Raw genomic sequence first — 20309 nt, 5'->3', positions numbered from 1 at the left:
TCAGGTATTGTCTTCTTTTGACTTTGGTGGGTAAAAGGCAGCGCTAGGGCGTCACCGAGAAATACTGCCGACATACACAACTCCAATATATGTGTATAAATACAGTGCGTCACTGTTTTCGAAATTGACAATTTCAGGCCGTTAACATTTTCAGCGCTGAAAAATGCTAACGGCTTTGCAGGATAAAAAGCGTTATCAGTTGATATCCTGGAATGTCAGGCCGCTAAGGCCGAGTTTGCGTACTACAGTCATAAAGCTAGTTGGCAGGTTAGTACTGTATATGCCCAGGCTTAAACCTTGTACGCGAAATAGCACGCCGTCTGAGACTCTGTCACCATCCAGCACTAGTTTTTTAAACATGCGCATCGGAGTTCCGTCCCGGCGCAACTTGCGCTGTGACTGAGCCTCATTAAAAATATCTTCTCTGGCCAGAACATGAATAATATACCAGCGCCAACCATCCACATTGATCGGCAAAAATTCAACGTAATCATTTAGAAATGGACGCAGCTTTTCACAGGTTTCCGCCGATGCAGCAAACGCTATTGCACCAAATGCAGCAATGTCAGGCTGTGGTTTTAGCCGCTCGTCGGGGTTGTAAAACCAGGTGACTTCCATTGGTATCCAGTTTTCGGCTAACGGCTTGCCATATAGCCCAACTGGCTCGTCAATCTGCATGATCAGCTCTAATGCAGTTTCTTGCAGCATGGCATATTGTTCGACGTCTGCAAAAACACCGAAAACTTTTGTGTCAGTTATTACCTCAGACATCAGTTATTCTCCTATTCAGCGGGAACTCGCCGTCCTCCAGTTCCTCTGCAACGTCACGCAGGGTAGAGATAATAGCATTGCGGCCCATGCCTTCTGCAATGGTAGCCTCCAGTAAAAACTCGACATTGAGAAAATAGGTGTCGGTATGCGTTTTAGAATGCGATTGCGCATTCGGCAGGTATTCATGTGGGCAATGCCGGTGAAACCGCGGCAGGAATACCCCGTTACACTCGTTATCTATATCAATGGCATACGCGGCCAGCCTAATTCGAGATTTAGCAGCGCGGGGGTGATCCCAGGCAACAATATGGTGTGCTGACATGTTTTGCTTGCGATCACGACCGGCTGCCAGCATGTTATTTGACAACTTCTCATTGTGTTTTCGGGCATGCGTCCAACGAATATGGCGACTTAGTTCTAACGTCTTTTGGTCAATAGCGCCACGCTGGTAGCGTACGGTGTCGATAACCGTATCCCGATAGTAAATAGCGTAGGCCATAGCAGCGGCCTGGCCATACTGTTTGTTACCCGTGACATTAGTAAAATCTTCAGCCATATCACTGACAGAGAGATAAACCGGCTCAGTCACATTTTTCATGCTGTGTGCTCCATGCAGAAAGGTTCATTCAAGTTTATCTTATGAGAATTAAATGTAAATAAAATTGCTTCAATTTTGGTTTTTATTAACAATAGAGGGTTTTGTAGGTAGTAATAATATGGTTGGCGGGTTTAAAAATTTTTAAACTGATTCAGTTATGTCAGAAGCAAAATTTACTCCGCATATCGTTAAATCAGGGTATGTGCAGAATTCAGTGCTGCAAACATAAACCTGTTTTCTTTCAAGCAGCCTCCTTTGCCAGTGCGAAAAGTCCAGTCCCAATTACCCGCCTAAATGTAATCAGAAAATCTGCTTGCTATTCGATCGAAAATAATTAAGTTCGGGAAAATGCTTCAGCTTGGTAGCGCTAAACACTGCTGACAAGCCGGGCTGAATTTTGGCATTTAAACGATAAGGAAAAAGTTATGAGTTTTTATAGTTGGTTTAGCGGGCTGTTTGATGACGGCTCTGTCCGGTTTGAATCTGTGACGGATTCAGTGTCTGAGCAACTTGAGGTTAACCCTGCAAGCGGATTGCTGATGGTTGGTGGTCTAGGTGGCCTTGATTCAGTGGGTAACCCTTACGGCACTGATAACAGTACCCCTATTAGTTGTGACGTCATAGTCACCGGCCTTGACGATCACAGCAGTTGTTCAACAATGGATATGTTCGACAGCGGCTCTTCAAGTTCCTTCGATGATTCTTACAGCACCGGTTCTGGCTTTGATAGCTGGTAGCCGCTCAGAGCAGAGGATAGACAGATGAATGAGTATTTGTGGTTAATTCCGATCTTACTGTTAACGGTTGGGCTGGTGGTGCTGGTGTACAAAAGCACCAGGAAAAAGCAGCTTAAGGATTAGCGGGAGTACTCTGTGCGGGAAGCATAAGCCGGTAGCCCTCGACGGGATCTAACTTCAGGGCTTTGCAATAGTTGATAAATTCAAGCACATCCAGCGAGATGTCGCATTTCTCAACTTTAACCACCCAGGAATGACTGTGCCCCATCAATTCGGCGAATTGGCGCACCGTCAGGCCCTGCTGCTTGCGGGCAGCAGCTAACCATTTGATGGCACTTTGATATCTGGGGTCATGGATTGTTTTCATGAGCGCACAGTAATCTGCATATAAAAATGTTCCAAAAAGGAACCAAATAGGTAGAATTAACCCTTCCCAAAGCCGGGGACATTCGTGTTGTGGCATGGGTTAAATAAGAACGTCTTGAAGTAGATTCAGGCAAGTAATGAGAAGTGTTGGAGATTTCTAATGGATTGTTTTAATAAACGTTTTGGCTTAACCGCACTGGCTGCCGTCTTTTTTGTGGCAGGTTGTGCTAGTAATAAGGTAAAAGTGAGACCTGTGCCAGAGAAAATTGTTTCTGATTTTACGGTATTCGCAAAGCTTGATGTGACCCCTGAAGGGCGCTATTTCTTTCGTGATTTTTCTTTCGGGGCGGTGAGCAATGTTATCAATCTGAATACCTTGAGACATAACATCAAAACGGCATTAGTTAAGTGTGATGAAGGCATTAGTGCGGGTGATAAAAAGACGGACGAAGATCCTGAGTGTAAGCAGGATAAATTGGCAATGTTTAGAATCAAAAACATCAAGCACAACACTATTAGCTTCGACGAAGAATTATTTGAAAAAGCCTTAGCAGAAGCCTTGGTAGCGCAACCTAGGGAGCAACTCATCGCTGAGTTTAATAAAATCTACCATCAATCCCCCCAATTTTTTGCTGACAAGCAAGCTGAATTTGATAAACGATGGCAGTACCTAAACGCTAAGCTACCCGGAGCGCTCGTCGTGAATGACAATAGCCAACTATATGATGGTACACCTAAAGTCTATATCGTTAAAAATGACCCAATTAGAACGTATTCCGGGGCATCTTTTTTTTGGCAATCTTCAAATGAATTCAGATCGAAACTTCAAGAGGTTGCAAATAACGATTATGCAAAAACTCGCTTCACTCTGCGTTGTGAAGGTTTAGAGTCATTTTTCCATACCATCTCGGGATGCGAGCAGGAATGGGGGCCGTTAGATGAACTTGAGATTAAACCTGTTGTTTACAAGATAGATAGGGTAAGGAACTACGGTTATGCACCGATGTTTAAAGCATCGGATACGTACGTTTCTGCAACGTCAGACAGACATGGCGTAATGACTTTAACTAATTTAACCGATTCTTATGTGACAATCGACAGTCTGTCGCTATATGTAGGAGACGAAATTAAAAACTTATCAAACCTGAATTTGTCGTTACCGCCCAGGTCAATCAATAAAGACATCATGTTGCATAAATACAGTATTTACTCTAGAAAATCATTTAACAATATTAGAAAAGCTGATTTGGTTAAAAGCATAAATATCGGTATGGCAATCAAGTATAAGGTGGTGGATACCAATGTGGAAAAAACATTGTTCAAAACCGGTGACGTTAAGTACAAAGATATGCCAGGTTGGGTAATCTAAATGTTGAGGCTGTATTTCCTGACAAGCATGGGCTAATGGGACGTGGCGTGCATGAGAGGCATTAAAACATTAGGTTGTGAGTTGTTAGGTGCATTAGTTGTGGTGGTAATGTTTAGCCCACTGGTAAATATACTGATGCATGAACCTGATAAAGATAAAGCGGTGTATCTGCTGTTTCTAATCAGCGTAATTGATACCTGTGGCATGATTGGCTATGCCGCTTATAACATACACGCAAAGCGGCGTGGCCATGATGTCGTGAATGCGCTGGTTTACCCACTGGTGTATGCACCTTTAGCAGCCTGCTGGTATATCAGGCGCTATCTAAACAGATAGCAAAATTCAAAAGGTTGTCCTCGAAAGGCCCCGGCGTAAAAACCGGGGTTTTTCATTTTTATTTGCTACAAATCGCGAAAAGTTCGTTAGGCCTGAGCGCATTTAGTTCTGAATTCCACAACTATCTCGGAGCATCAAATGAATTCAGTAACCAAAACTTTAATATCGCAGCTTGAAGTGGCACAGCTTGTTATTGATAAGGAGTTTAACCTCAGTGAAGAGGCGTATGGCGCGACGCAACTTGACCTTTTTGCTGAGCAGATAACAGAGATCCGTATTCAGCGTATTGGCGCAAAGCTAATGAAAATGACCAAAGATGAAAACTTTGTCAGTGGCGTGGTTGCCATGCTAAATCATGTTTACCTGCCGGATGAATACTACACCGCAGAGGAAATAGCGGGGCTTGGCTAAAATTGCTTAGCTAACCCGCAGTGCCACGCCGTACTGGGCAAATACGGCCATGTCTTTTTGAAACCAGTGCTTAAAGGCGCTGGTATCATAGCCATGCAACTCGGCAAGTTCAGCGTAACGTACGGCGGTTTTAAGTAAATCGCCGTAGCGCCATATTTTGCCGTAGGCCACAACACAAAGGCTTGGCTGCTCACCTAAAATCTGAATAGCCTGCATTACTTTGTGCAGGTAACGTAGTTCATTGGTTTGCTGTTCAGTCACGTTTGGCGTTGTGTGTTTGCTCATGGCGATGGCTCCTATTTGCATTGCCTGAGCTTAGGTTGTCGGCCAATTTTTGAAAAGCCTTAACGCGCCGGGTAAAAATTAACCTGTATCTTAATGTTACATATTCCCATTAAAACGCATGGCCGCGCACTTCGTCTAAATTCGCCACCATAATTTGCTGCGCCTCCGGGCGGGCTTCTATTTTGGCCAAATCCAGGTTTAGCGCTTGCACGGCATAAGGCACTAAGGCAGAGCGCACCGGTATCACTCGTTTGCCATCTTGCATATTGTAATCTTCGGCAATAATGGCTTTTTGGTAATCAGTTAAGCGTGAGTCGGGCACCAGAATAATATTCACCATGCTATTCCAGCGCACATCATCTTCCCGGTGCATATCAGCATCGCCTTCAATATCATTAATACCGCGAAAGCGGCTGAGCACAAAATCCCGAAAGTCACGGTTTCTCTCGCAATACGCGCGAACATGCCAGCGCAGTGGCGTGCATACCAGGGTATGCGGCGCAATTATGCGGCTTTCTTCATCCGGGCTGGTTAGCGATACATAGCCCATATCAATCTTTTTACCGTCGCGGGCGGCTTGCACCAGAGCGCGTAAAATATCCGGGTTTACCTGGCGCAGTGGCGGGCTTAGCATTTCGGTATGGGCAAAGCCTAAATCAAGTTGGCTAAAGGTGTGGGCGAAGTCTTTGCTGCTGGCAAGGGCATGCAAGTACTCATCAGCCAGGCCGCTGGTTACTTTCGGCGTAAAGGTGTCACTAGGCTTATAGCCTTTAAGTTTACTGTCATACACCAAATTACCCGGCGCAACATCTCGCAAATAAGCATTAATGTCTTTCGATGCCTGCTGGCGGGCGATGCCAAAGCTGTTGCATAAATGGTTAGTGGTTAAACGGCCTTCCCATAGCGCCACTATCTCAATCAGCCGGTAGCGCATTAGTAGCTCCCAGCGTATAGGCCAGCCTGTATTAGTTACTTCCATAGTGTTATTACCTGTGTTTTTACTGTGTAGCAGTAGATACATTCCTATTTGGCAATTTATGTCATTTTGCCTGGTATAAAAATGCCAACGCGGATAAAAGCTAATCTATCTGCCTGAAAACCATACACTGAACACCTGCACAGTATGGCGTCAATTTCGAAACGCCCTAATATGACAGTACACGGATGACATGTCACTGTTGATGACAGTTACAGTAGGCCAGAAGCAGATGCAGGATGCATCGACAGGATGTAACAGGGATTAACCAGGCAGGGATGCCACCTCAAGCAAAATAAGGAGAGCAAATGAACTACGCCCAGCGCGAGCTGTTTTTCATCAACCTGAAACAGCAATTTAGCGATATCTTTCAGGCCAGCAAGGCGGATAAAGACAATGCAGATCTACGCCTGCGCACTCAGGGTTTTATCCATGCTGGTGAGTTATTAGAGCTTTGCAGCCGCACCGAAGTGCAGCAACTGATGGAGCAGGTACACCAGGACGTGTTCGGCGTCAGTATTGCCGAGCGTAAGCCCAAAGAGCAAACCCGCCGCCAACAGGCGTTAAAGCTGGGCGATTATGATTACTTCGACGAACCGGCATTTAAACGGCTACGGTGATAGTAATCGCTCTGAGTACCTAATTTAGTTGCGTCATTTAAGTTGCAGCAATATATTGAAGGCATACAGAAAATTTAACCGAGCAATATTAGGTGCTAAGTTTTTTTGGTAAGGATTTCAGGAATACACCGCAATGAAGCAAGCTGCAAATTTTAAACATCTTGAAGCGCTACCCGAGCTTTACCAGATGGCTGCTTTTACCCAGGATTACGCTTGTAGTGATCCACAAAGTGCACTGATGAAAATGCGCAGCCTGTTGGAAAAGTTTGTCGGATTGATTAACGCCAAATTACAGCCGCCGGTGTTCCCCCAACGCAAACATTCAGCAGTACTTTAATCCAAAGAAACTTTTTCCGGTCAGCTATAGATTTATTTCAGGGATGAAAAATGAATATTAAAAATGTGCGCATTAAAAACTATCGTTTGCTGAAAGATGTTTCGTTTTCAATTGATGATAAAACAACATTAATTGTTGGGCGTAACAACACTGGGAAAACGTCATTTGCTGAGGCATTTCGTAGCTTTCTGAACCCCGCTGGGCCTAAGGTGCGTTACGAAGATTTCAACCAATCTTGCCTGAAAGGTTTTGAAGAAGCGTTAAATGCTGTAAGAGGCGGTGCGGAAGACGATGCTGTTAGGCCAATACTTCCAACGATTGAGTTAGAGCTGCAGGTTAATTATCGTGATAATGCTGATGAATATGGTGTTTTAGGCGATTTTATAATCGATTTTGATGATAAGTTGTTTGATACGATTATCCTGGTTTCATATCAATTAAAAGATGGCAAGATTGCTGAATTTTTTAGCCAGTTCGACAATGAAAATCGCAAGCAGTATTTCTCTGAGCTTAGAAAGCGTATTGAGCATTATTACGAAGCTGTCGTCTATGCTATAGAACCAACTAACCCAGACAACAAAGTTCGTGTTGAGTTTGCATCCTTTAAAAAGTTGCTGCTATCGGGGCTCATAAATGCTCAACGAGGTTTAGATGATGAAACGCATAATGAACGTGATGTGCTGGGTAAGTCGTTAGGAAACATTTTCAAAAGTTCGAGCAGTGTTGGTGCGCCGGATGCTTTTAAAGCTCAATCGAATGAAATCAATACTGTTGTCGAAGAGCTGCAACAGAGAGTAGATACTGACTTTCAAGAAAAAGTTCAGGCACTACTGCCAACCTTAACTATTTTTGGTTATCCGGGGCTGCATGATCCTAACTTAAGTGCTGCAACCGAGCTTAATGTGAAGTCACTGTTGGAAAGCCACACAAGAGTCTATTACCAACGTGACGATCACTTTACTTTGCCTGAAACCTATAATGGTTTAGGAATGCGGAACTTAATATTCATTTTGTTCCGCATTTACGAGTATTTCCGAGAGTTTCAAAGCTATCAAACGCCTCCGAAAGGGCATGTTATTTTTATTGAAGAGCCCGAAGCTCACCTTCATCCGCAAATGCAGGAAGTGTTCATTCGGCAACTTGAATTGATTGTTGGACAGTTCCAGAGAGAGTTAAATGATCAGCAAGTGTGGCCTGTACAATTTATCGTTAGTACGCATTCCTCACATATTGCCAACGAAGCTGATTTTAGCAAAATTCGATATTTTCTCTCAAAAAGTGGAGATGAGACTAGGGTAAAAGACCTTGGAATTGCCTTTCGCGGTCCTGAGGATGCAAGTGATAAAGAGTTCTTGCATAAATATCTGACGTTAACAAAGTGCGATTTGTATTTTGCTGACCGGGCCATTCTCGTTGAAGGTGCAACAGAGAGAATACTGTTGCCTGAAATGATCAAAAAAGTGGATTCCACGACAGGGACTAACTTAAAACAAAAATACCTATCCTTAGTAGAGATTGGTGGGGCATATGCGCATCACTTCTATAAATTCATTGATTTTCTGGAGCTGAAGACCCTCTTTATAACTGATCTTGATTCAGTAGATTCAAAGCAAAATCATTCTGGAGTAATGGTAAGCCAGGGGGACAGGTCAAGTAACGTAGGGATTTCAAAATGGTTTGGTGGGGATGGTTACTCTGATTTGGCAGCTGTTCGTGCTAAAGATTCTGATTCAAAAATTCACGGATGCAGACGGCTTGCGTTCCAGGTAAATGAAGATGTCAGTGGTTTATGTGGCCGTAGTTTTGAAGATGCATTTATTCTGGCAAATAGCCAATTGTTTGAGCTCGATAAGCTAACTGGTGATGCACTTGAAATTGCAGTTTTTAACAAGGCAAAGGAAATAGGTAAAAAGAGCAAAGCTGATTTTGCGATTGATTACTGTATTAAACATACAGATTGGCTTGTCCCCAAATACATACAAGAGGGATTGGCGTGGTTGGATCAGACGCCTAATGCTGTTGAGGATGTGCAGCCATGACACCGCCTAACCCAGCGCAGATAGCATCAGCCGAGACACTCGAAAATGTAAGACACTGTATTGAACAGGGGCAATGCTTCAGATTGGAGGCGGGGGCTGGTGCAGGAAAAACATATTCGTTAATCGAGTCTATTAAATACCTAATTTCTGTTCGTGCCAATGAGTTTGCTGTAGCTGGAAAGCAGGTGGCTTGTATCACTTATACCAACGTGGCCAAAGACGAGATTAAGACCAGAACTGATAATAACCCGATTATTTTTGCAGATACTATTCACGCCTTTAGTTGGAGTGTATTGCAAAATTACCAAGATAAATTAAGGGAGCTTATCCCTACTTTGGGTGAAAAATGGCAAAAGAGGATTTCTGAATCAGTTGGGATACAGCGCCAGACTGTAAAGTACGATTTAGGATTTGCGTCCATAAAGGGTAATGAAATATCACTACATCATGATGACGTAGTTGCCTTGATGGCCCGCATGTTGGAATTTCCTAAATTTCAGAAATTATTGAAAAGTAAGTTCCCGTTTATTTTCATAGATGAGTATCAAGATACAGATGCAGAACTCGCTGCAAGCATTGTGCATAACCTGATTGATAATGACTCGGGAGTTGTTATTGGTTTTTTTGGCGATCATTGGCAAAAAATTTATGGCTCTAAAGCATGTGGGTTGATTGTGAGCCCTGCCGGAAAAATTACAGAGATTGGCAAACGAGCCAATTTCCGTTCAGATAAAAATATTGTTGAATGCCTCAATCGTATGCGCCCTGAGTTGCCGCAGGCTGAGTCAGATCCAAACTCTCAGGGTACATTAAAAATCTATCATTCGAATGGGTGGCAAGGAATTAGGCAAACAGGAGGTCATTGGAAGGATGACCTTCCAGAGGCTGAATCAAGGGTATTTATCCAGCAAACCAAATCTTTAATGGCTAAGCATGGCTGGGATATGTCTTTATCTAAAACCAAAATACTATTTCTGACCAACAACCTGATAGCGACAGAGCAAAATTTTAAGAATTTGGCTGACTGCTTTGAGTATCCAGAAGATTATCTGAAAAAGAATGACAAATACATTGAGTTTTTCGTTGATGTTGTTGAGTCGACCGCTTTTGCTTTCCAGCATAGAAAGTATGGTGAATTACTTCAGATAAAAAAGAAAAGCAGATCTTACTTAACGTCGCAAATGGACAAAACAAAGTGGATTGCAAACCTTGCTGATCTAATGCAGCGAAGAGCGAATGCCAGTATTGGTGATGTTTTAGATTTATTAATGACAACGAATACGCCTAGGGTTCCAGCGAAGGTTTCAGATTCTGAAAACCGTTACAAAATACTATCAGCAACCCCTCCTGTTGAACTGAGTGCTGACGATTTGAGTTTTGTAGAGAAGATTGGCAAGTTGCGGGCAGTCAAATATAGCGAGGTCTCAAACCTGGCAGAATACATAAATGACAAAACCCCTTTCTCGACTAAGCATGGGGTAAAAGGTGCTCAATTCGATAATGTTCTGGTGGTTTGTGGTCGTGGCTGGAATCATTACAACTGGGACCAAATGCTTACATGGATACATGACGGCGTACCAGCGGGAAAACAAGAGACGTTTGAACGAAGTAGAAACTTGTTTTATGTCAGTTGTTCCAGAGCTAAACATAACCTTACGCTCCTCTTTACACAAAAGTTGTCGGAGTCATCTCTTAGCGTGCTTGAGCAAGTTTTTGGCAAAAGTAATGTGTTAGGTAACCCTTTCAAGGGTAATTGAAGACTCAAATTGATTATTTTTAGAAGGCTTAAATGAGAACATCACTCAGACATAACGGCAGCGAAATTATCGAAATTTACGAGGCCAGTGTTAATGGAAAAAAAGCAGCTGGTGGTTACGGCTTTACTCTTATTTTTCAAAGCTCACATCGAGGATTTGAGCCCCCGATCATGATTTTTGATATTCGATTAACACTAGAGCTTCTAGAGCCAAGGATTGTAATTGCTAACAGCATTTTGTCTTCTAACCAGTTGATTACGTGTAAAAACTATCCAAGTCGAGAGCAGATTTTTTTCGAGTTTGTGCTATCAAAAGAGCAACTTAATTTCATCGAAGAGAATCGGCAAGATCGCGATTTGAAGTTAAATGTATGGCTGCGCAACGTTTCGTTTCAGGACGGTATGAATACGGCAAACTCGGATACTGCAGAAGTCAGCATTTTGAGAGACCATTGGTTAAAGGCGCTGAAAGATGCTGGTTTCCGCCAAACAGTGCTGTTTGAAATACCAATGCCTGATTGTGCCGGTGAGCCTGAAAAGTTAATTGCTAAAGCACAAGAGTTTATTGAAGTAGGCCATTACAAAGACGCTGTTATGCAGTGTCGCTGTATAATCGAGCACATCGAAGAAGTGCGAGGAGACAAAAGAGACTCAGCTGAAGCCAACAGGCTGGCACATGCAAAGAGCGAACAACGACAGCAGATGTCTGCTGAGCAACGACTGCTCAGCATCAGAGAGCAACTCAAAAACGTGTGTCAGCTTGGTGCGCATGGTTCTGAGCAGTTTACGCGGTCGCAGGCAAAAGCCGTGCTTGGCATGACCATGGTGTTGTTGGCAGAGCCTACAGTGGGTTACAGCAAATTTCTGGCTGAAGAAAAACAACGAATAGATGAAGAACCTGAAGTAAAAGAACAGCATCAGGAACAAGCAGCGTCTCAGCTAAAAGACGAAGTATTAGCAGAAAGCGTGCCTGAGTAGGCACCAATAAACTTTATAACAATAGCTGGGAAATGCAGTGATGAGCATGGACAGCAATATGGATACAACAAATTACAGTTTAACAAAATTATTGCCGGAGTTTTCCAGGCTTTGGGCTGGTGACTTTACCTCGCCGGAGGGCCTAAGTGCGGTATTTATAGCGCTGTTATTCGGCTTGGCAATATTCTTCTCAGTGATGTCCGTAATCAACTATTTTCGGGCAAGCCGACATGTACGTTTTTAAAAACGATTACTAAAAGGGCTGACGTTAGAGCAGTTGTTGGATAACCTTCCCGAGCTGGCCAATTTGACAGCAAGCGTTTTAGGTCATACCGATGCGCCGTTTTACCAGAACAACCAGATGCTGATGCAAAAGGCTATTTTGTTGGATTAGGTTGGTTGGTGGGATGGTGTGGGAAAGGACGATTGTTGTAATGACGACGTCCTTTGCAGATGTTTAAATTTGTGGTACTAAATTGCGAGAACAAGCTTTAAAAGCGCAAAAAATTATAAAATTTTTAAGGGATTAGATTTGAAAATAGAAATTTGGGATGGTGGTTTACAAGAGCAAGAGATTACAGCAATCGAAAAAATACAACAAACATTTGCTGTTAAACCTGTCCAAGCAAACGCCACTGCCAGAGGCGGCTCGATCCAAGATCAGATGCGTGGTTTAGGGTTAGCTCAACAGCCAAGTGGCATGTTTCCCTGGAAAGGCTATGCCGGTTTCCGATTCGTTGATTCGAAAAACCATGATGGCGAGTTTGATCTTGTGATTGTCACGCACTGCAATTTGATTATTGTTGAGTTGAAAGACTGGAATCATGAACCGATTACAGCGAAAAATGACCGTTGGTTCAAGGGCAACAAGGACATGTCTCGTTCCCCTGTAAGCACGACGAGAAATAAGAAGTTCACGTTAGAAAACAAAATAAAGAAGATTGCTAAACGGTTTACTAATTCAAAATTTCCACCTCATGTCCATTTCTTTGTTGTGATGACGGGAAATGCTGATTTCAGTAAATTGCCTGAAGTAGATCTCAATCACACGATGTCGCTAAAAGATTTTCTGAAATTAGCTGATGAAAAAACATTCAATAGTCGTTTTAATCCACATTCCAACTCTAAATGTTTGCAAGCAGATATTGGTCTATTTGATGAGATGTTCTTAGGGCCGCAAACCGCGCCGAAAGCACTTCGTATCAATGGATACTCTGCGACTGAAATTTTCTTTGAACATCCACGCAAGATTTATAAAGAATATTTGGCAACAGCAGAAAATTCGGCGAGCACCCAAGCCTTACTAAGAGCTTGGGATTTTAACCATCTTGATGGTCATAAATCAAAGACGCTGGATGGACGTGCTGAGATCGTTTCTCGTGAGCGAGAAGTATTGCAGCATATTAATCATCAAAATCGAGAGCTTTATAACCATTGTTTAAGGTCGCTGACCTCATTTCAACGTGATGAAGTGACAACGCATTACTATGAAATATACGAGCTTCCTCCAGGGCATGTCCGCTTCAACGAATTTATTGGCAGGTACGGTATTGGTTTAGCAGAGGGTGATCGCCTAAATGTGGCGAAACTCTTAATCGCAAAATTTGCTGATTTGCACGACATCAAAATCGCGCACCGAGATATTGCAGATCATAGCCTGTGGATCTCGCACGCAAAAGAAGTATCCCTCTCTAACTTTATTTCTGCTTACCATCAACCTATTGGCACTGTTGGGGATTATCGTACAGCGTTATCCGTTGGTGCCGTTGAAGCAAAAGACATGCTTGGTGATGGAAATTTTTCACCCTTTCAACAAGATGTCCATGCACTTGGATTAGTCGTCTGGCATTTGCTCAATGGCAAACGAATGTCACCTAAGTCTTTAGAATCTGTGCAGGATGAAATACTTAGCAGTGATAAATGGTATGCCCCTATTGTGCTATCAGCGATTTCAGCCAGTTTTGGCTCAGCCAGAGAGTTTTTTGCTGCGATAAAACGTGAAGAACCTAGTGGCATTTCAATACCAACCTTTGATTCTTCTGAACTTGATCCATACCGACATCCAATTAATCACTCCAGACAGTTTAAAGAGGATGGGGATTTTTTGATTGAAACGGAAGAAAAAGAAGTCTACATCTCTGATGGTAAATTAGTAAAAGCTTGGCTAAATATGGGGGTTAGGGGTGAAGATCCCGTTACTGACTTTCAGGTGTTAAGATTTTTAAAACAGTTAAGCAAGCTTGCATCAATCCGACCACCATTTCTTCCGGAAATATTTGAGTTCGGGATCGCGACAAAATCTTCCAGCGTATATTTGGTCTCCGCGTTTATCGACGGCTTAACCTGGAGTGACTACCAATGCGCCGATTTTGAAGCGAAGCTGTCATTGATCATTAGCTTAGTTTCTGCAGTCGAGCAGTTGCACCATCTTGGCGTGAGCCATGGAGATCTTCATCCAGGTAATGTGATGATTGAGTCTGGGACTAATTCACTATTTATAATAGATATTCCTGACTTTAACCAAGCTGGTGATGAGCAGAAAAATCATGCTTATAGTCCGGAATTTATCGATACTTGTTCTGCAATAGAGCGTGATATTTTTGCAGTAATTAAAATGTCCTTTGAGTTGGTCTCGGACGAAAAGGACCGTTATCCAGCATTTTATTCGGCATTATCAGAAGTTTCGGCTATTGAAAAAAATGATAGGCAGTTTGGTTTCAAGAGCTTGGCTCGCTTTAGGAAAGCCCTTGAACAGTCCACTGAAAGTTCTGAAGAGCAGTTGATTGAAATTGTTACTAACAAGCTTGATGAACCTTTCACCCTTTATCCGGATAATGGACATCTATATGTCGCTGTAGAACCACACAAGTCTGAGCCCTCGAAACTAACGGTAACTTTTTTCGGAATTGGTGGTGTGCTTAAAGTAGTTTATAACCTTTCCCAAAGCGCTGTGGTGTACGTTGCGCACTCTTTTAAACGTTCCTCAATTAGCCCAAGAGACATTGACTCAAGTCAATTCGAAATAAACGTGCCAATAAAAGTTTCTTCTGGTCGCGCGACGGTTCTTGAACCCCTGAGCAGTTATTTAAACTCTCATGAAGCATTTACGCGAACAATTACTTTAATGAAAAGCAAGGACGAGCAACCTGCAACACCTGACGATGTTGTGACATCGCAATTGTTCGAAGCATTTCGTCTTTTAGAAGCGAAAGAAAGCGTAGTTTCCGAGACAAATAAACTTTCAATACCGACTAAGAAACTATGGCAAGCGATATTAGAAACAGAAACTGAGTCGTCTCCCAGTATCCGCGTTGACGGTGAAATTTCTCGAGTTGATAGCAAATCAAATGAAATAATCATTCCTTATGCTGCAGATATCGACCCGCTAGGTGAATTCAGCCCTGGCGATGAAGTCACAGCAAGTATTATTGATAGGGATGATGCGGAAAGGATTATTGGTGAGGTTTCCCTAAAAAATTCGGCACTAAAAGAAATCCGGTTGATGAAGCCGAAACCTGCCGCGTTCAGTCTTAAAGAAAACGATATTGTTTATTTTCGCTCTAAGCAAGACAGATCTTCATTTCGCAAACGCCGCAAAGCCCTAGAAAGAATTTTAGATCGTGAAAGTGTCATTCCCAATCTCCAAGATTATTTCGACCCTTCCTGTGAATATGATGCAGTTGACTATGGCATTTCTATTAGCGAAGAAGAGTTCTCACGGTATGACCGAGTAGATGGACATGGTGGTATCATTAGACTCAATGAGCAGCAACGTGATGCATTGAGAACACTTATCAGTCGAGGCCCGGTATCGTTGCTACAAGGCCCACCGGGGACGGGTAAAACGGAGTTTATCTCCGCTTTTGTGCATTATTTGATTGAGAGCCAAAATGCAAAGCGCATTTTACTTGTCAGTCAATCGCATGAAGCAGTAAATACAGCTGCAGAGAGAATAAGAAAACACTGTGTAAGATTGAACACTGACATAGAGGTGGTTCGATTTAGTAACCGCGAAGGAGCGGTATCTCAGGCGCTTAAAGACATTTATTCAAATTCAATTACGACCGAAAAACGCGAACTATTTAACGCTGAAGTAAAGTATCGCGTTGAATTGCTTAAAGATGCAATAGGACTAGATGCTGAATTTATTTCGGCTGTTGTCTTGGCTGAGTTACAACTATTTAGGCAAATTGATGAGTTGGTCGCATTATTCAACCAGATTGATGAGTCAAAAGATGAAAACGACAAGGTTGCCTTAAAACGTATAGTGGTCGGACTTGATGATACGATACGAACGAAGCTAAGTGAAGTCTATAATATTCAATTAAGTGCTGATTCCAGAGTTTCAGACGCGAAGACCTATGTTCTTTCAAAGCTTTGTGCTGATTATGCAGTAAGGCCCGATGAGGCGCTGAAAGTCAGAGCTTTGGCAAAAATCTGCCGTGACATGCAAGAAGCGATTGCAGGTGAACGAGTCAATCTTGATGAATTTTACGCACGCTCAAGGCAACTTGTCGTTGGCACCTGTGTTGGTATTGGCCAGGGGCATATTGGGATCAGCGAGAATATTTATGATTGGGTAATCATTGATGAGGCAGCGCGTTCAATTGCCAGTGAATTAGCGATTGCAATGCAATCTGGGCGGCGTGTGTTACTGGTTGGCGATCACCTGCAACTACCACCTCTTTATTCTGATGCTCATAAAGATGCACTAGCTTTAAGGCTTGGTATTAAAAACTCAAAAGCCGAATTAGATGAAGTTCTGCAAAGTGACTTTGCACGAGCCTTTGATTCTAAATATGGCGCTCAAGCGAGTGCAGCTCTTCTTACGCAATACCGGATGGCTCCAGCGATAGGGACTCTAGTTTCGGAAACTTTCTATAAAAAAAGAAAATTAGTAAACGGTAACCGAACGATCCCCAATATCTATGAGAATGCGCCTGAAGCATTACAAAGCTATGTGTCCTGGTTGGATACATCGTCTCTAGGTGGACGTTCTTATCATCTAGAAGGTAAGGGGAGTAGTATTTATAACCGTGTAGAAGCCGACCAGATCTTGCTCGTTCTAAAGCAAATTGCCGAAAACAGCGAGTTCGTCGCAAGCTTGTCAGCAGTGACTAAAAAGGATGAAGCTGCAATTGGGATCATCTGCATGTATGCAGAGCAAAAACGAATTATTAGGCAGAAGTTTAATCAAGAATCATGGAGTGATGGTTTCAAAGAATTAGTAAAAATTGACACCGTTGATAGTTATCAAGGTAAAGAAAATAGAATCATTATTTTGTCGCTGACCCGTTCAGACAAACACCGTAGCCCAGGTTTCTTAAGAATGCCAAATCGCATTAACGTAGCGATGTCTAGGGCTATGGACCGATTATTAATTGTGGGTAATTCAGATATGTGGCAAGGGCGAAATAAAGAACTTCCTTTGGGAGAGGTTGTTCAGTTTATGCAAGAACATGGCACAGGCAGTGGTTATTCGTTTTTGCAAGTAAAGACAGGGAAGTAAAATGACAGACAATAGTATCACTTACCACGAAATCGATTTTTTGCTACCGGCACAAAAATTTAGTATCCAGTTTTCCTATATCTCGCAAAGAGGCTTACCATTTATAAGAGAATATGTCCTACGACTCGTCCATGTCGCTCCAATGAGTAAGCATCAGATCGCTCAGTTTTTTGGACTTAGCAAGAGGGAGGCTGATGAGGTCATCTCTGATTTAGTGGACCGTTCCGAAATAACGCTTGCAATGGATGGTCGACTCACATTAACTGAAAAGTCGAAGAGTTACTTTCCTGGTATGGGCCAAGCGCCATTGTTATCTATTACTAAAGAGAGTTCTGCAAATTTATGGTTCGATTTAGCAACGTTTTGTTGTTTCAGTAATCAAAATATTTCCGACAAATGGCGTGCAGGAGTTTCCTTAAAAGTTGACGAGAGTAAGGCTGCAATTAGTGAAAAGTTGGCTGAGAAAAATTTTCAACTGCAATTCAACCAAATTTTGGATAGGAATTACTTATCGCTAATTAATGATAACACTGCAACTGAATCGCCTTCTGTTTACACGGTAAAAACTGTAAAAAAATTGCGTACATCGCTATTGCGTTTGAAAACATCATTCCAAATGGATATTGACGGTAATCCACTTGAACGAAATGATTTCTCTGAACTTATCGACTCTCAGTTTGTGCATGAACTTATTGCCACCGAGCTCTATAAATCTGCGAGTTCTAGCAATCTTGTCAGCCTTTTAAAAGCGATGAATGTTGTTGGTGATACAGAGACTTTAAAACTGTTTGACTCACAAAGTAATGCATTTAATCCTAACTATATTAATGATCTAAGGTTGCTTGAAGAACATAGCAATTCAGGTAGACATACTTTTCTAGGCCCTATCTACTCGTCTGAAAATTGGATTACATTGCAAAAGTTCTTGGCTCCAATCATCAAAAAGCGAAGAGACTCAAAAGAGGATTCAGGTTATAAGCCCTTTCTTTGGTTAGCACCTTCAGACAAGTTTTGGGGGAAAAGTGAGCGACTCGTATCAAGCCTGAGTGACGTGATCAGCAATTCAACTACAAAGACTAAAACCTTGTATAAGCCAAATATTTATCTTCCGATAAATGGCGCTGACGATATTAGGACATGTCGGGAGTGGGAGCGTGAGTTTCCGGAATATAAAGATTACTTGAAAGGCATAAAGGAAGGCTTTCTAGATGGAAATGTTGAGATCCTTCTTATAGAGGATGAGCTTGCAGTTGTTTCATATCATTTTTCTCAACCTGAACTATTACCAGTTACCTTGCCGGTCGGATTTATATCTACGAATCATAGTTTTATCGCGCATATCGGGCAGCTTGTAACTCAGTATCTAAATGATGCTAGCGCATTCGATAAACCCAATGATTGCGGGTTTATTAGTGAATTAGTTAAAAGACGCTAATAATAGTTGCACTTTGAAAATTAAGCCGGACGATGATCTTAAAAGAAAAAACTCAAACCAGCTCTGCATCTATCAAACTGGATGCTGGCATTAAGCAAGAGCACGACGTCGTTTTTTCCTGCGTCGCACTTACAAAAATAGCGACAACGTAATGGTGCTTAATGATTTACGCATTGAGCATGACGGCGAAAGCGCGCAGATCGACCACCTTATTGTGTACACCTATGGCTTTATCGTAGTGGAGTCAAAGAGTATTCGTGGTGAGGTTAAGGTTAATGAATACGGTGAGTGGACCCGAAGTTACAAAGGGCAGTGGAGTGGCATGCCATCGCCGATTAAGCAGGCCGAACTGCAGTTTAAATTACTGAAGCAGTACCTGTGTGACAACACGGAAAAGGTCATTGGCAAGTTTTTGGGTATGCAGCAAGGTATGGGCATGCGTTGTTATGATGTGTTCTGCGCTATCTCAAGCGATGCCATTATTGATAGAAGTGCAGCCCCAAGAGACATTGCTGATAAATTGGTGAAGTCTGAGTTTATTACCGATGCACTAGATAAGAAGATGAACTTTATTAAGTTTTTCAACCTCGCTGCCAAAATTGCCGACACCCGGCCGACCTTCAACCAGGATGAATTGCAGCATATTTGCCAGTTTTTACTGGGTAACACGCAACAGTGTCAGAACTATAGCGTTAACGAAAAGCCTGCAGCCTGGCCAGCACCAACGCCGATGACAGCTACACCGGAAACGACGTCCTTTGCTCCAGTTGAGCCTGCAGAACAAAGGGTATCACCAACAATTAGCGCTGTTGCAAAGCCTTCGGATGCCGTTGCTGCGCAGTGCAAACATTGTGGCAATTGCAGCACACTCAGCCCGCAATCAGGCCGTTATGGTTACTACGTGCAATGCGGCAAGTGTGGCGGCAATACGCCATTGAAGAGACCATGCCCGGAATGTAACAGCCAGAATACCAAGGTGAGTAAGTTAAAATCCGTTTTTCGCCTTAATTGTGCTGAGTGCTCGACGATAACGAAGTTAAATCTTAATAGCCGATGATAATTAAGTTGCGACTATGCATTACCAATTCTGCGCCACCAACGCTTTAATAAAATGGCTTAAAACCGACTTACCGCGCTTGCCTGCTGCGCCAGGCCAGCAGGTTGGGGTGAATACCGTTACCAGCACCCGTGAGCAAATGTGCTGGCAGTTACATATTATTGAAAACCGCTACGGCAGCTGGCATAAAACCATTATTGCCACCGAAGCAAATAGCCGTTTTACGCTGTTTATTCCGGTAGACTTGCTAATGAGCATTGAAGAGCTAACCCAGCGCCTGCAAATGGAATGGCAGTGGGTGTTGGCCGAAACCTTGCGCCTATCACACATAATACCAAGCAGCGATATAGCGCTGCTTTTAAGCAACCTTGGCGAGATGACATTTGAAGCGCAGTGGGTTAAAAACACCGACCGCGGTGTAAACGGTCATGTGACAGACGCCGGGCTTTGGGTAACCCAGACTCTGGCTGACCTGCGTAAAGACGCACTTTCGCCTGAGTTAGTGCTGGAGTTAGCTGTTTACCTGAATACCCAACCGAAACGGGTGAATAAAGGTAAGGGTAAACTGGTGCCCGTGCTAGCGTTATTGGACTACTGCACAACCCTTATTAAGCCCACAACCAGTGAGCTGGATATCACGGGCGGGCCAGCTAATCCAAAAAACAGCGAGTGTAACGTTGTTTACTTCAAAGACTTTAAAAAGTAGCCCGCTAGTTCTGTCGCATTTAA

18 protein-coding genes are annotated in these 20309 nt (G+C 42.8%); 13 read left to right on the top strand and 5 right to left on the bottom strand.

What is annotated here, in order from left to right; translation table 11 throughout:
• Positions 1 to 195: 195 nt before the first annotated feature.
• Positions 196 to 771 carry a hypothetical protein gene (locus I4W93_RS13960; RefSeq protein ID WP_205312863.1) on the bottom strand — a complete coding sequence of 192 codons (576 nt, stop codon included), beginning with the start codon at positions 769 to 771 and terminating at the stop codon, positions 196 to 198.
• The gene (locus I4W93_RS13955; RefSeq protein ID WP_205312860.1) at positions 764 to 1369 is read right to left on the bottom strand and encodes an AHH domain-containing protein; all 606 of its coding nucleotides are present in this window, start codon (positions 1367 to 1369) and stop codon (positions 764 to 766) included. The genes I4W93_RS13960 and I4W93_RS13955 overlap by 8 nt, the downstream gene beginning before the upstream one ends.
• 425 nt (positions 1370 to 1794) lie before the next feature.
• Between I4W93_RS13955 and I4W93_RS13950 the strand changes: the two genes are divergently transcribed.
• On the top strand, positions 1795 to 2106 hold the full coding sequence (locus I4W93_RS13950; RefSeq protein WP_205312858.1) for a hypothetical protein: 312 nt from the start codon (positions 1795 to 1797) through the stop codon (positions 2104 to 2106).
• Positions 2107 to 2218: 112 nt separating this feature from the next.
• Here I4W93_RS13950 and I4W93_RS13945 read toward each other — a convergent pair whose 3' ends face one another.
• On the bottom strand, positions 2219 to 2473 hold the full coding sequence (locus I4W93_RS13945; protein WP_224673455.1) for a helix-turn-helix domain-containing protein: 255 nt from the start codon (positions 2471 to 2473) through the stop codon (positions 2219 to 2221).
• 159 nt (positions 2474 to 2632) lie between these two features.
• On the opposite strand from I4W93_RS13945, the gene I4W93_RS13940 reads away from it, so the two are divergent.
• The 3 genes from I4W93_RS13940 to I4W93_RS13930 all read left to right on the top strand — a co-directional run bounded on the left by I4W93_RS13940 (position 2633) and on the right by I4W93_RS13930 (position 4588).
• Positions 2633 to 3841, top strand: a complete 1209-nt coding sequence (locus tag I4W93_RS13940) for a hypothetical protein (protein WP_205312855.1) — start codon at positions 2633 to 2635, stop codon at positions 3839 to 3841.
• Between the two features lie 51 nt (positions 3842 to 3892).
• Positions 3893 to 4177 (top strand): hypothetical protein, encoded by a 285-nt coding sequence (locus tag I4W93_RS13935; protein ID WP_205312852.1) that lies wholly within the window; start codon positions 3893 to 3895, stop codon positions 4175 to 4177.
• Positions 4178 to 4315: 138 nt separating this feature from the next.
• A complete protein-coding gene (locus I4W93_RS13930) occupies positions 4316 to 4588 on the top strand; it encodes a hypothetical protein (RefSeq protein ID WP_205312849.1) in 273 nt (90 codons plus the stop codon).
• A gap of 6 nt (positions 4589 to 4594) precedes the next feature.
• On the opposite strand, the gene I4W93_RS13925 is transcribed toward I4W93_RS13930, so the two are convergent.
• Positions 4595 to 4873, bottom strand: coding sequence for a hypothetical protein (locus tag I4W93_RS13925; protein ID WP_205312846.1), 279 nt, complete (start codon positions 4871 to 4873; stop codon positions 4595 to 4597).
• Between the two features lie 109 nt (positions 4874 to 4982).
• Positions 4983 to 5852, bottom strand: a complete 870-nt coding sequence (locus I4W93_RS13920; RefSeq protein WP_205312844.1) for a BrxR family helix-turn-helix transcriptional regulator — start codon at positions 5850 to 5852, stop codon at positions 4983 to 4985.
• Positions 5853 to 6157: 305 nt separating this feature from the next.
• Here I4W93_RS13920 and I4W93_RS13915 point away from each other — a divergent pair, with 305 nt between their 5' ends.
• The 9 genes from I4W93_RS13915 to I4W93_RS13875 all read left to right on the top strand — a co-directional run bounded on the left by I4W93_RS13915 (position 6158) and on the right by I4W93_RS13875 (position 20286).
• The gene (locus tag I4W93_RS13915; protein WP_205312834.1) at positions 6158 to 6469 is read left to right on the top strand and encodes a hypothetical protein; all 312 of its coding nucleotides are present in this window, start codon (positions 6158 to 6160) and stop codon (positions 6467 to 6469) included.
• Between the two features lie 133 nt (positions 6470 to 6602).
• Entirely contained in the window at positions 6603 to 6806 is a 204-nt protein-coding gene (locus tag I4W93_RS13910) for a hypothetical protein (protein ID WP_205312831.1), read from the top strand.
• 50 nt (positions 6807 to 6856) lie between these two features.
• On the top strand, positions 6857 to 8845 hold the full coding sequence (locus tag I4W93_RS13905; RefSeq protein ID WP_205312828.1) for an AAA family ATPase: 1989 nt from the start codon (positions 6857 to 6859) through the stop codon (positions 8843 to 8845).
• Positions 8842 to 10602, top strand: coding sequence for a UvrD-helicase domain-containing protein (locus tag I4W93_RS13900; RefSeq protein ID WP_205312826.1), 1761 nt, complete (start codon positions 8842 to 8844; stop codon positions 10600 to 10602). Before I4W93_RS13905 ends, I4W93_RS13900 begins: the two co-directional genes overlap by 4 nt.
• Positions 10603 to 10634: 32 nt before the next feature.
• Positions 10635 to 11579 (top strand): hypothetical protein, encoded by a 945-nt coding sequence (locus I4W93_RS13895; RefSeq protein ID WP_205312823.1) that lies wholly within the window; start codon positions 10635 to 10637, stop codon positions 11577 to 11579.
• A 532-nt stretch (positions 11580 to 12111) separates the two neighbouring features.
• Positions 12112 to 17088: an AAA domain-containing protein gene (locus tag I4W93_RS13890; RefSeq protein WP_205312820.1), complete on the top strand. Its 4977-nt coding sequence runs from the start codon at positions 12112 to 12114 to the stop codon at positions 17086 to 17088.
• Between the two features lies 1 nt (position 17089).
• Complete coding sequence (locus I4W93_RS13885) at positions 17090 to 18523, top strand: hypothetical protein (protein WP_205312818.1); 1434 nt, start codon at positions 17090 to 17092, stop codon at positions 18521 to 18523.
• A gap of 118 nt (positions 18524 to 18641) precedes the next feature.
• Positions 18642 to 19580 carry a nuclease-related domain-containing protein gene (locus I4W93_RS13880; protein WP_224673482.1) on the top strand — a complete coding sequence of 313 codons (939 nt, stop codon included), beginning with the start codon at positions 18642 to 18644 and terminating at the stop codon, positions 19578 to 19580.
• Positions 19581 to 19596: 16 nt separating this feature from the next.
• The gene (locus I4W93_RS13875; protein WP_205312810.1) at positions 19597 to 20286 is read left to right on the top strand and encodes a hypothetical protein; all 690 of its coding nucleotides are present in this window, start codon (positions 19597 to 19599) and stop codon (positions 20284 to 20286) included.
• Positions 20287 to 20309: the final 23 nt, after the last annotated feature.

Source organism: Rheinheimera maricola (assembly GCF_016918075.2).
Lineage (GTDB): Bacteria > Pseudomonadota > Gammaproteobacteria > Enterobacterales > Alteromonadaceae > Alishewanella > Alishewanella maricola_A.
This window is presented reverse-complemented; position numbering and strand designations above follow the sequence as displayed.